Genomic DNA, 12,164 nt, shown 5'->3' with positions numbered 1-12,164 from the left:
ACCATATCATGGTAATCTGCGAGTTAGGTCTTGGAAGACGAAGCCCCCTTCCGTGCCTCGCGTTCAACCACCTCCCTGGACAGCAGGCAGACCTTGTCCAGCGTCCTGGAGAATAAGGTGCATCTTATTTCCTCCCCCTCACGTCAGGTGTCCTCATCATGGGCGGGAATCAGGGATATCATGGTCTTGGTGAGCCCGGAGGGGGTTGTGCGGGGGATGGGGTCGAAGATGCGGCGGTTGGAGCATGGGCGGCGGATGGTAAGGAAGGGAGGCACCGATGAGGAAAAGGTGGAACGGGAACTGCTGGCTCCATGCGGCCTTTACTGTGGGGTTTGCGCGGTTCTCATCGCCTATCGTGACAACAATGAGAACCCGCGAGCTCCATTTTCTATTTTCGTCTTCTGGAATGAAAGGAATCGGTGGAGCTCCTTCTTTTCAATCATGAAAACGGATGAGGATGGTCGGGACCTCCCTTTCCCTTGCCGCCTCGAGGGCCTCCTGGACGCCGCGGAAGTCGGCGAGGGCATGGAGGTTGGCCATGGTCGGCGGCAGGAGGGGAAATTTTCCCTCTGCGCACCGGCGCAGCGCCTCACCCGGGGCTATCCACAGGCAGGCGGTGGTCTCCGACCGGTCGTGGTCCGCTTCCTGGTCGCCGGGAGCGGGGGCCAGGAAGAAGCGGGTGTCATAGCGGATGGGAGAGAACTCCGGGGTTATCCAGTGGGCGAAGAGGACCAGGCGGTCAAGGGCCAGCTTGAGACCAAGACTTCGTACCATATCCTGGAATTTCACCGTTCCCTCGCGTACCCTGGCACAATACTCCCGGAGAAGGGCGCTTGCCACTTCCGGTTGGTGAGCAGTACCCTCCGGGTCCGGCGAGGCCAATAGGATACCGGCCTCCTCGAAAAGTTCCCTCACCCCGGCCACCATGAGTCCAATCCCTTTAGCCGGAGGAGTTCCGTCCCCGCACAGCTTTTCCAATTCCCCGGGGAGAGGTTCACGACACAGCTTTTTCCATCCGGGATCGCAATCCCCGCTTTCCAGCTCCCCTCCGGGAAAGACGTGCATCCCGCCGGCGAAGACGCTGTTCGCGTGGCGCTTCACCATGAGCACCTCCAGGCCCCCAGCCTGGGGGGAGTCGCGCAGGAGAAGCACGGAGGCAGCGTCCCTGGGGACCACCGGGTGCGCACCTTTACTTTCGCACGGATCAACCATGTGCCGTTACCCCCGCGATTCTTGTTATCCGACGCCCGAAAGGGTCAGGCATCCCGGAAGCGTTCGTCCTCGGCCAGCCTTTTTTCCAGTCCCAGCAAGCCGGTGAACTCGGCGAAACTCATCAGCTCCTTTTCCAATCCCTTGCTGGTGCCTTTTTCCAGAAGATAAGCATAAGCCTTGCGAAGTGCGTGTGCCGCGGCGAATATGCCGGTGAGCACGTATCCAACGCTGATGAAACCCATGGAATGATACTCTTCGAGCTCCAAGACCGGGGTCACGCCGCCCTCGATAACGTTGACCACCAGCGGCGCGGGAACCTGGCGCGCGATGTATTCCAATTCTTGCCGAGAACGGGGAGCTTCCACAAAAATGAGATCCGCACCCGCCTCCCTGTATAGCTTGCCCCTTCTCACCGCCTCCTCCGGTCCCATGACTTCCAGCGCGTCCGTCCTTCCCACGATGATGAAGGGGCGATCTTCACGCGCGGATACTGCCGCCCTTATCTTGGCTGCATGTTCCTCGGCCGGGATCACGCTTTTCCCGCGCATGTGGCCGCAGCGCTTGGGCCAGGCCTGGTCCTCCAGGATTATACCTGCGGCGCCGCAGGCGATGAGTTCGTTCACCATGCGCTCCACGTTGAGTATCCCTCCGTACCCGGTATCACCGTCTACAATTACCGGGATATTTACCGCACGGCAGATGCGGCGAGCCAGATCCAGGATCTCGGTCTGGGTGAGAAGGCCGATGTCCGGTTCGCCAAGATAGCTGGCGCTAGCCGCAAAACCGCTCAGGACCACGGCGCCGAACCCGACGGCCTCGGCGATTTTGGCGCTCAGGACGTCAAAGACGCCCGCGGAGAGGAATATCTTGCGCTCGCTGATCAGTGTATGCATTTCCACACCCTTTCCTTCAGCTTTTCGGCTTTCCCCGCGTCGGGGAAGTTACCTAGCGTATTACCCGTTACCGGTCGAAACACGCATGGAAACAATTTTCCCCGATCATAGGTTATGAATAAGATTCTCAGGGTTCGTTTCGGTCGTGCTCCTGGAAGCGGGGGCGGTGCGCCGGGCAGCGGGCTACGCATGGGCCGCAGCGGACACCGCTAATCCCCGGCAGGCCCAGCTTGATGTACTGCCGCAGGCAGGAGGCCTTGTCCGTTCCTTTCCCATCCTCGGAAAGGGCACCCGCGGGGCAGGCGCGGACACAAGCGTAGCCGCATTTCTCGGGTCGACAGAGGGAAGGTTCCAGGGGTGTTCCAGCCGGAAGCTCAGCATCGGTGAGCAGGGCCACCAGGCCGATGCGGGGGCTGTGCTCCAGGGTCAGCAGCAGATTGTTCAGGCCTATCTCGCCCATGCGTGCCTCCACGGTCATGTGCCGGAAGGAGAGATTCTCCCGGAGGGCCTTCTTGTTCACTTTTCCACGCCGGTTTTACGAATATTTTTATTTTATAACATGTGGTATGTATCATGCGGGACGCGGAACCCGCGATTTCTATGGTGGGAAGGCCGATCTTTGGAGGTCCGAAGGAAGTCCGCTCCGATGCGGCTGTTGCGGATCCTGGGCCCGACGGGCAAGAAAGGCGAGGAACCGCCGCGCTGTACCGGTGGAAGAGGTACGAAAAGTGACCGGGGGCAGGAAAGTGGACGTGAAGTCGATTTTGCGCTTGAGGGTGGAACCGGGAGAAGAGCTTCTTCCGGGATTCGCTTGCTATCGTTCCCTGGATCGGGCGGTGGAGTTGTCGCCCGTTCTCTTCATGCCGGGGGCGAGAATAAAGACACTGGCCCTGGGCAAGATCATCCTCACCCTGGACGGGGATACGCAACGCCTCATCGGCTTGCGGGCTTATACCCCTTCGGGACGTTGGAAGGTAGAGGGGACCGAGGCGCCACCGGAGGCCGATGCGCGGGGGGCGGTGGTCTTCACCCACGATTTTCATGGTCAGGACCTGTGTTTTCACAACCTTTACCCCGGGTACGAATTCCACCCGCCGGACAATAGCCTGCGTGTCCGCCTGCCGGGGAAATACGACCTGGTCATAAGGGTGGGTGATTCCCTCCTGCTGGGCTTGGATCGCGAGGGTCTCTTGACCGACTTCTGGTTGGAACGGGTGAAATTCACAGCTTGAGTTCGGGGCAGGAACCGAGGTGGGGAGAGCGACCCTCCCCCAGCACGGCATGGATTTCGGGCATGAGCTCGCTTATCTTTATGGCCTGGGGACATTTCTCCTCGCATTCCCCGCAGCCGGTGCAGGCGGATGCCCTTTCACCCTCGGCCAGGAAGCGGTGGTAGCGGAAGCGTGGGGTGAGCTGGTCGTCGTACATCACCAGGCTGTTGTAAAGGTTCAGGTTCTCCGTGATGTCCACGCCGTGGGGGCAGGGTTTGCAGTACCCGCAGCCGGTACAGGGGACGGCCGCCCTCCCCCGGAATCTGCGGCGGACCTCCTCGATCAACGCCAGCTCATCGTCGCTCAGCCTGTGCCGGCCCGAAAGTTCGGCCGTCCGCAGGTTCTCCTCCAGCTGCTGCATGGTGCTCATTCCGCTGAGGACGGTGGATATCCCCGGCTGTTCCCAGAGCCAGAGGAGGGCCCATTCGGCGGGTGTCCGCTTGACGGGGAAGGATTCGAAGACCTCGGCTATCTGCCGGGGCGGGCGTGCCAGGTTACCGCCCAGGAGCGGCTCCATGACCACCACCGCTAGTCCCTTCTCCGAGGCGTAGCGCAGACCGCGCGTTCCCGCCTGGTTATCCACGTCCATGTAGTTGTACTGTATCTGGCACATGCACCACCCGTCGTAGCCGTCCACAATTTCGCAGAAGGCTTGAAAGTCGTCGTGGAATGAAAACCCTATACCTCCTATGCGGCCGTCCCGGAGCGCTTTTTCTGCCCTGGAAAGGAGATCCAGGCGCTTGATGTCCTCCCACCTCCTCCGGTTCAGCCCGTGGAAGAGATAGTAGTCGATATGATGGGTCTTCAGCCTCCTCAGTTGCTCTTCAAGGAAGCGGTCGAAGTCCCCGGGCTTTTCCACCAGCCAGACCGGACACTTGGTGGCCACCCGCACCTTCTCCCGATACCCGCCGTCCAGGACTTCGCCTAAAAAGGTCTCGCTCCGGCCGTTATGGTAAGTATAGGCGGTGTCCAGGTAGTTAACGCCGCGATCGATGGCATGGCGGATCATGGCCGCCGCCTCTTCGAGGTCTACGTTCTCGCTTACGGGTATGCCATCCGTGGTGGGAAGGCGCATGCACCCGAACCCCAGGATGGAAACCTCCCACTCGCTATCGCCGAATCTCCTGTACAGCATATGACCATGCCTCCCTTTCACAGGTATGCGAAAACATTATATCTTTCCGCGATATCCACGCTCTTGAATGGGGACGGAGCTCCGGAGCCGGTCCGTGCCCGCGAGGATATCTGCAGGAGGAAGGGGTTACGCTCGCATTATGCACGCTCAAACGGATTTTGCCCTCTATCATGAGGCGAGGAACAGCCGGCGGAGGTCCTCGAGGATGTCGGCGATTCCTACCCCCGGCCCCGTGTAGGGAGATCAATTTCTCCCGCTTCCCCGCCCGCTGGCCTCGTGGAAGGAGTTGTTCCCGGGGAAAACGAAGAAGGATTTGGGTGCGCAGTGGCCTCTGCGCTTCCGCCCGAGGGGCGGGACATTTCGGGAAAATCGGGGCGCTGGCCCAAAGAAACACGGTGAGGGGACGCGAATATAAGGGTAAACGGCACCTGCAAGAGAAGGAGTTGCAGTCCTGACGGGTGGGCGGATCGAATCTCGGCGATAGGGGCTTCACCTCAGGTATCAGCGAAGAGAAGGTCGGGCCATGACGCTCAACGAACAGGGCAGCAGGCGGTATCGCCGCGAAATGGCGTTCCTTCTGGCCAAGATGCTGGCCATCGCCACCCCCATCGGCCTGGCGGGGGTGGTCTTCATCGTCCATCTGACCCTCTCCGTGAGGGGTGGGTACTGGATTGCCGTTTTCGGCCTCGGAATCCCTGTCATCCTCTCCGCCGTCTTTTTCTGCGTCCTCTTTGCCGCGGAGACTTATATCAAGCCCCTGATCCGCATCGACGAGTTCTGCTCCCGGCTGCGGGCCGGCGATTTTTCCCGGCTGGAGGACCTGGAAGGAGCCGGGGTGATGCGCGAAGTGGCCTCCACCCTCAACGAGATGAGCGTGGCGCTTGCCGCTTTCATCGAGCGTGCCGGCGAGAGCTCGAGCAAGCTGGCCGAGGCCAGCGATGCACTGCTCCAGATAACCGAGAACAGCAATACCAACCTGCAGGACATATCGCGTTCCGTTTTCGACCTGGCCGGTGAGGCCGAGGAGCAACACCGGGGAATCTCGCGCCTGGAGTCTTCCGCTACCGAACTGTTTCAGAACATCCGCGAGGTGGAGGAGGCGGCGAAGAGGGCCCTGGACTTCTCCGAGGAGGTGAAGTCCGCCGTCGGTAGTGGTGCGGAAGCGGTGCGGGAGGCGGCGGAGAAGATGAGGGAGATACGCGAGGCCACCGTGCGGCTGGCGGAACTGGTGGGTGAGCTTGACGAGCATTCCGGGGAGATCGGCCTGATCATCGAGGTCATTTCCTCCATCGCCGACGAGACCAAGCTCCTGGCCCTCAACGCGGCCATAGAGGCGGCCAGGGCAGGGGAGCAGGGGCGGGGTTTTTCCGTGGTGGCCGCCGAGGTGCGGCGGCTGGCCGAGGATTCCTCCACCGCGGCAGGCCGCATCGAGAGGCTGGTGAACGAGATCAAGAACCTGGTGAGCAGGGCGGCCGGGGCCATGGAGGAAGCCAGCGGCAAGGTGGGGGAGGGCATGGAGGTGAGCGACAAGGCCCATGAGCTTCTTTCCCGCGTTAATGCCGTTTCGAGGGAGATAACCCGGCATATTGACTCGGTTATCGAGGCCGCTCGGGCCACCGGACCCCTGAGCGAGGAGATGGGCGAGGCGGTACGTTCCATCGCCGCCGTCTCCGAGGCGGTGGCCGGCAACATGCAGGAGATATCTTCCTCCCTTCAGGAACAGGCGGCTGCCATGCAGGAGATCACCGCCCTGATGCACGAGCTGGACCAGATCGCCGACGGACTCAAGGCGGTCATTGACGCCCACTCGCTGGGCCGCTGAGGTTTGTCGCCATCCTGTCAGGAGGTGATGGAAGGTTTTTCCTTTCGGGCCAGGCGTTCCCTTTCCGCGGCGGAGGGCTCGCGCCTGGGTCCCTTCCAGGAAAAGGACTCCATTACTTCAGGGTTGAGGATGTAATCGGGTTTTTCGCCCCGCAGGAGCTTTCCCAGCTGCTCCGCAACCACCGCCCCCTGGTGGGCGGAGACCTCCTCGGTATCCCCGCCGATGTGGGGGGTGGCGATGACGTTGGGCAGCAGCAGCAGGGGGTGGTCGGAAGACGGGGGTTCCTGGGGGAAGACATCCAGGGCGGCTCCTGCCAGGTGTCCTGACCGCAAGGCCTCCAGGAGAGCCTCGTGGTCCACCAGGGAGGCCCGCGAGGTGTTGATGAAGAAGGCCCCTTCTTTCATGGCGGCAAAGGCCTCGCGGTTCATCATGCCCCGGGTGGCCTCGCTTTTTGGCGCGTGGAGGGTAACGAAGTCGCTTTCGGCGAGCAGCTCCTCAAGGGAGACCTTCTCGGCGTGGTAAAGGGCGCCTTCCTCCTCTCCCACCCCGGGGTCGTAGAAGAGGACGCGGGCGCCGAAGGGGTGCAACCTCAGGGCCACCCGGCGTCCCACCTCGCCCAAGCCGATAATGCCCACTGTCTTGCGCCAGAGTTCCTTTCCCTCGAACTTCATGTAGGCCTCCGCCATGCGGGAGAGGTCCCCGGCCTCAACGTTTCCCTCCCGGAGGAAACGGGAGGCTTCCTGCAGTTTCCGGGCCAGCATGATCATAAAGGCCACGGTGAGGTCGGCTACGGCGTCTGCGTTCCTGCCCGGGGTCCAGATGACCGGGATGCCGAAGGCGGTGGCCGATTCCAGGTCCACGTTCACCGGGTTGCCGCGGCAGACCACCACTACCCTGAGGCCCGGTGACCGGTCCAAGGCCTGGAAATCCACCACGTCCAGCTCGGTTACCAGGATGTGGTAACCGGAAACGGCACCGGCCAGGTCCTCTCCGCCTGCGTATATCCTCATGTCCCGGCGCCAGGGCCGGTAGTCCACCTCGCAGGTGCGGGACAGCTCGGAGAGCGCTTCCCGGTCCATTTCGGCGGTGACCAGGGCATGGGGTCGGAAGGTCGTGGACCTTTCGGTTCCCTGTACGCCCGGAGCCTTCAACAGGGACGCGGCCATGAGCCCGGAGAGGTGGGCGTCGCAGGCGGAACGCAGGGAGCAGGCTTCCCTCCATCCCGCGTACAGGGCCTGGTAATCATCCCGGTCCGGGCCGGGCTCGCATTTCCTTTCGGCTAACTTCAGGGAATGCAGGGCCTGGACGTGGTCCTTGAAGAGGCCTGCTCCCACCCCGGCGCACACCGCCGCGCCCAGGGCGGACACCTCGGGGGTGGCGGCGACGGTGAGGGGACGCCCCAGGACGTCACTGAGGATGGTGGTCCAGAGGGGGCTCCTGGAAAGGCCGCCGGCCACGAAGATCCTTTTCACCTCCTCGCCCAGCACCTCCTCTACCTGTTCCAGGTTGGCGCGGGCGGAACAGGCGATGCCCTCCAACACGGCGCGGCCGAGGTTTCTCCTCCCTTCCCGGCCCGGGGGAGCGGCCATGTGGGAGAGGGCCAGGTTACCCACCGGTATGGAGATGGTGCGGGCGTCGAAGACGGCCGTGCCCAGGGAGGAGAACACCCCCGAGCTGCCGGGAGGGGCGAGGCGGGCCTCGGCGAGCAGCGCTTGCAGGGGGTGCCGGTACTCGCAGTACAGCAGTCCGGCGAACCACTCCAGCACGTAACCGGCGGTAAGGCCATTGCTCTCCAGGACAAAAAGCCCCGGGACCACGTGGACCCCGGTCCAAAGCCTTCCCTCGGAATCCAGCACCGGCGCCGGGGTGACCGCCTGCAGGGGCATGGTGGTTCCGGCAATCACCGCCAGGTCCCCGGGTGCCACGGCTCCGACCCCCAGGAGTCCGCACTGGGTGTCCGCGCCTCCGGCGACCACCGGTATTCCGGCGGGGAGGCCGAGGTGGGAGGCCGCCTCTGGTGACAGTTCCCCCAGGCGGGTTCCGGAGCTCACCAGGTCGGGAAATATCTTTTCCGGGAGGCCGAGGGAGAGGATGAGGTCCGCGGCCCAGCGGGAGCGTGCAAGGTCCAGGAGCAAGGTTTCCCCGGCCTGGGAGATCTCCGCCACCGGCTCGCCCCCCAGCTTCCAGGCCAGCCAGTCGGAAAGGCTGAGGACCGCGGTCGCCGCCTCCAGCACTTCCGGCCGGTGCTCGCGCAGCCAGAGGAGGCGGGGAGCGGTGAACAGGGGACTGGGCCAGTGACCGGCCAGGGAATGGATCTCCTTTCCTCTTTCCGCGGCCAGGGCCAGGGATTGGGGAAGGGCCCGGGCGTCCTGGTTGGGCACGGCGAAAAGCACCTTTCCGCGTCCGTCCAGGAGGACGGTGGTGTTGCGCATGCTGGTGACAGCGATGCCCAGTACCTCTCCCGGCCCCGTCCTGGCTCGCTCCACCGCCTCGCAGCTTGCCTCACCCAGCTTCTTCCAGGTAACCTCCAGGTCCAAGTCGTACCCTAGGCCCATGGTTTCCGGGGCTGGACGAGGAGTCCATTCCCGGCGGGCGGCGAAAATTTCTCCCGTGTTCACCTCCAGGAGAAGACACCGACCCGAACCTCCTCCCGCGTCCAGCGCTGCCAGAAATTCCCTTCCCATCTTTCCCTCCCTACCTCGCGCGGTTGGTAACAACTTCAGGTTTCAGGCTGACCACGTCCCGTCCCAGCCTAAAGGCCCGTTTGCCCAACCCGGTGACCGGGAACCGCGACGTTCGCGGGGAGCGTTGCCCCTGGGCGCGACAACCATATTTTAGGCCATGGGACGTTTGTGCGGCGTGGAATGCATTTGAGCGACCTGCGCGCAGGTCTTTATGCCATGAGGGGTTCGGCCGAATACATGTCTAGGCATGAAGTTGTGGACGGGAACACCCCCGTTACCCGCCTGGTCGATCCTGGGAGCAGCTTTCCGCTGTCGGTTCAGCCGGGTGGACGGGAGGGCGGGCCGGACGAGCGGGGGTCGTAGGTGAAGGGGAAGGGTTGGAGCGCTACAGGGTGATCATCGTGGGAGGGGGACCGGCGGGTTCCCTTACCGCCCTTAACCTGCTCCGGCTTTGCCCCGGGCTGGCCGGCCGCATCCTCATCCTGGAGGCCAAGAGTTTCCCGCGGGAGAAGATCTGCGGGGGAGGGGTGAGCGGGCGCGTCACCCGGAGGCTGCGCGAGCTAGGCCTGGACCTGGAAAGCCTGCCCCGGGTTCCCCTGAAGGGATTTACCATATGCTTCCAGGAACGGCGTTACCGCCCCGGGTTTGGCAACCGGGATTGCTTCGTGGTGCGGCGGAGCCTGCTTGATGATTTCCTGCTGCGTGCGGCGGAGCAGAGGGGGGCAGAGGTGAGGTTCACCCCCGCGGTGGGGGCCTGCCGGGAGAGTAGAGGGGTGAGGGTGATGACCGCCGACGGTTCCCTTTACCGGGCCGAGGTGCTCGTGGGCGCGGACGGGGTCAACGGAAGGAGCCGGGAGTGGTTCGGAGTGCCTCGGCGCGGCCGCAAGTCGCTCCTTTTGCAGGTCGACCTTCCATTCCCTGCCGAGGCCCCGGATCTGCGGGACAGGCTGGTCCTGGATTTCACACCGCCTCGCTTCGGTATCCGAGGATACGCGTGGTTCTTCCCCTCCCTGGACGAGGAGGGGAACAGGGTGGTCAACGCGGGGATCACGGGCGGGGATTTCTCCCGCGGCAGCGCCAGGCGGCTCAAGGAGTGCTTTCTGGCCGTGGTCCGCGACCACCCGGAGATGGCGGCCGCCGTCCGGGAACCGCGCTTCCGGGCTTACCCGGAGCGGAGCTTCACCCCTTTTCAGCGTTTCTGTGTCCCGCGGGTCATCTACGTCGGTGAACAGCTGGGGGTGGACGCCTTTACGGGCGAGGGCCTGGGGATATGTGCCGATTCCGCCGCCACGGCTGCTGGGTCGATCATCGAGGCTCTCGATGCGGGTGATTTCTCCTTCCGCGGTTATGCGGCGGATCTTTTCCGAGCTCCCTTCTTTCCCCTTTTCCTCATCGGTGCCACTTACTGGCCGCAGAGCAGGTGGGGCCAGCCCTGCTTCCTCTTCTCCATGTCCACGCGCCGGCCCCCGGCCGGGGGAATGAACATCATAGACTACTATTCCAGGGTCTTCTCCGGGTACCTTCCCGGCGGGGAGATCTATGCCCTGCGCTTCTGGCGCATCGCCCTCCGGGACGCGCTGGGCATTCTCCCGGAATGGCTTTCAAGGTCCGAACCGACGCGTTGGGGATAAGGTTCCGGAGTCACCACGTCCGCGCCGATGCGTGGGGAATGAGACTCTCGGCACGGGAAAAGGTAAAAGAGGAATTTGCCCGTTTCCATCTCCGGGGAGCGTGGTTTCAACCACCATGCCTCGCGAATCGAGACCTTTACGGTCAGCGGTGAGGCATCCCGCGAGCGATCTGGGTCTTTTATTTCCACGGGCTTGGACGCGCTTGCTGACCCCATACCTCGGATAAGGATCTGTCCCCTCCGCGCTCGTTATTCGATACCCTGAGGGCTATCAAAATTCAAGACCTGGCCTCATCGATTTTCTTGAGCATGTCGACGACCACCTGGAGGGTCACGGCCAGGGACTCCGGCCTGACTCGCTCAACGGTATCCAAGCGGGTGTGGTAATGGGGCACCAGGCGGGAAGTGTCCTGGCAGCATATGGAAATACTAGGGATACCCGCTCGGGCAAAAGCGCTGGCATCGGTGGCTCCCACGGGCATGACTGTCACTTTCATGGGATAACCGTTCTCCCGCGCCGCCTCCTGGGCCAGGTCCACCAGGTAGGGGTCCATCTTCGCCCCGCACCACAGCTCGCGCCTGAAGGCGGTCAGGTATTTCTCGTCGTAGATACCGTCCAGGAAAATCGCGTAGGTGGGGAGGGAAAAAAGCTCGTCCTTGTGCCGGGCGGCGTAGCGCTTGGCTCCCCGCAGGCCCGCCTCCTCCGCGGACATGGCCAAAAGGACGACCTCCGTCTGGCGAGGGCGGAACCCTTCTCTTTCCCGGGCATCCTGGAGATAGCGCGCCAGGCCGCAGAGGACGCTTATCCCGGCCATGTTATCCATGGCCCCGGGCACCACGTCCCGTGTGTGAAAGAAGGCGAAGGGCACTATGAAGGGGGTAAAGACCAGGCATACGTAACCGAGGACCCGAAAAGCGGTGGTATCCGGTGTCCCGGTGGAGCCGGCGATGGTACGCGCCAGGGAGGCGGCCAGGAGGACCAGGGGCCCGGTGAAGGCCAAGGCCATGGCCGGAACCGCCAGTCCCTTCAGCCAGTACCACACCTTGAACTCGTAGGCGGAGTCCAGGTGAGCGGAAACGATAAACCTCCGGCGGACCTCCCCTTCGGGAGGAATGGTGCCGATCACGTTCTCTCCCTTCCTCCTGGGAAAAAGGAAGTCGATGAGTTCCCGGTAGCGCACCACCTCGAAAAACAGGATGCCCACGCAAGCCGCGGCTATGATGAGGGCCAGGGGAGGAAGCACGTAATATAGGACCAGTGCGGCCAGGTACCCGGCCACCAGGAAGGGGAAGAAGCCCAGGAAGGCTCCGGGGCTGCAGGTGAATTCCTCGAACCGCACCTCCTGGCAAGCATCCTCCACTTCCCGAGCGAAGAGCCGGCCCAGCTCCCTCTCCGCTTCGCTGCATGATTCGCGAGGCCCGATCTCCCTCATCACCCGGTCTACCAGGCCGTACATGTAATCAGCGTAGCGGTCCGCCTCTCCCATACCCTCCTCCTTTCATGGGGTCAGGTCTTG

At 63.2% G+C, this 12,164-nt stretch carries 9 protein-coding genes; 3 read left to right on the top strand and 6 right to left on the bottom strand.

From position 1 onward, the window contains the following. Positions 1–435: 435 nt before the first annotated feature. From QME84_10490 to QME84_10480, 3 genes are all read right to left on the bottom strand, one after another. Positions 436–1,176: an NUDIX hydrolase gene (locus QME84_10490; protein MDI6874693.1), complete on the bottom strand. Its 741-nt coding sequence runs from the start codon at positions 1,174–1,176 to the stop codon at positions 436–438. An 80-nt stretch (positions 1,177–1,256) separates the two neighbouring features. Further along, positions 1,257–2,105, bottom strand: coding sequence for an isocitrate lyase/PEP mutase family protein (locus tag QME84_10485; GenBank protein ID MDI6874692.1), 849 nt, complete (start codon positions 2,103–2,105; stop codon positions 1,257–1,259). A 127-nt stretch (positions 2,106–2,232) separates the two neighbouring features. Beyond that, the gene (locus tag QME84_10480; protein MDI6874691.1) at positions 2,233–2,625 is read right to left on the bottom strand and encodes a hypothetical protein; all 393 of its coding nucleotides are present in this window, start codon (positions 2,623–2,625) and stop codon (positions 2,233–2,235) included. A 208-nt stretch (positions 2,626–2,833) separates the two neighbouring features. Here QME84_10480 and QME84_10475 point away from each other — a divergent pair, with 208 nt between their 5' ends. Next, on the top strand, positions 2,834–3,337 hold the full coding sequence (locus QME84_10475; GenBank protein ID MDI6874690.1) for a hypothetical protein: 504 nt from the start codon (positions 2,834–2,836) through the stop codon (positions 3,335–3,337). On the opposite strand, the gene QME84_10470 is transcribed toward QME84_10475, so the two are convergent. After that, positions 3,327–4,511 (bottom strand): aldo/keto reductase, encoded by a 1,185-nt coding sequence (locus QME84_10470; GenBank protein MDI6874689.1) that lies wholly within the window; start codon positions 4,509–4,511, stop codon positions 3,327–3,329. The genes QME84_10475 and QME84_10470 overlap by 11 nt on opposite strands. A 523-nt stretch (positions 4,512–5,034) precedes the next feature. Here QME84_10470 and QME84_10465 point away from each other — a divergent pair. Further along, positions 5,035–6,333, top strand: a complete 1,299-nt coding sequence (locus QME84_10465) for a methyl-accepting chemotaxis protein (protein MDI6874688.1) — start codon at positions 5,035–5,037, stop codon at positions 6,331–6,333. 17 nt (positions 6,334–6,350) lie between these two features. Here QME84_10465 and QME84_10460 read toward each other — a convergent pair whose 3' ends face one another. Beyond that, a complete protein-coding gene (locus QME84_10460; protein MDI6874687.1) occupies positions 6,351–9,017 on the bottom strand; it encodes an NAD(P)-dependent oxidoreductase in 2,667 nt (888 codons plus the stop codon). Positions 9,018–9,394: 377 nt separating this feature from the next. Here QME84_10460 and QME84_10455 point away from each other — a divergent pair, with 377 nt between their 5' ends. Continuing rightward, the gene (locus tag QME84_10455; protein ID MDI6874686.1) at positions 9,395–10,648 is read left to right on the top strand and encodes an NAD(P)/FAD-dependent oxidoreductase; all 1,254 of its coding nucleotides are present in this window, start codon (positions 9,395–9,397) and stop codon (positions 10,646–10,648) included. Between the two features lie 277 nt (positions 10,649–10,925). On the opposite strand, the gene QME84_10450 is transcribed toward QME84_10455, so the two are convergent. Further along, entirely contained in the window at positions 10,926–12,134 is a 1,209-nt protein-coding gene (locus tag QME84_10450; GenBank protein ID MDI6874685.1) for a M20/M25/M40 family metallo-hydrolase, read from the bottom strand. Positions 12,135–12,164: the final 30 nt, after the last annotated feature.

It is taken from the genome of Actinomycetota bacterium (assembly GCA_030019255.1).
Taxonomy (GTDB): Bacteria; Actinomycetota; Geothermincolia; order Geothermincolales; family RBG-13-55-18; genus Solincola_A.
Note: the sequence above shows the minus strand (reverse complement) of the source record. Positions and strands in the feature narration are given on the sequence as shown.

Bases quoted from the DNA above. Each gene is read 5' to 3' on its own strand.
- QME84_10485 (MDI6874692.1), bottom strand. From the start codon at position 2,105: ATGCATACACTGATCAGCGAGCGCAAGATATTCCTCTCCGCGGGCGTC.
- QME84_10470 (MDI6874689.1), bottom strand. From the start codon at position 4,511: ATGCTGTACAGGAGATTCGGCGATAGCGAGTGGGAGGTTTCCATCCTG.
- QME84_10465 (MDI6874688.1), top strand. From the start codon at position 5,035: ATGACGCTCAACGAACAGGGCAGCAGGCGGTATCGCCGCGAAATGGCG.
- QME84_10460 (MDI6874687.1), bottom strand. From the start codon at position 9,017: ATGGGAAGGGAATTTCTGGCAGCGCTGGACGCGGGAGGAGGTTCGGGT.
- QME84_10450 (MDI6874685.1), bottom strand. From the start codon at position 12,134: ATGGGAGAGGCGGACCGCTACGCTGATTACATGTACGGCCTGGTAGAC.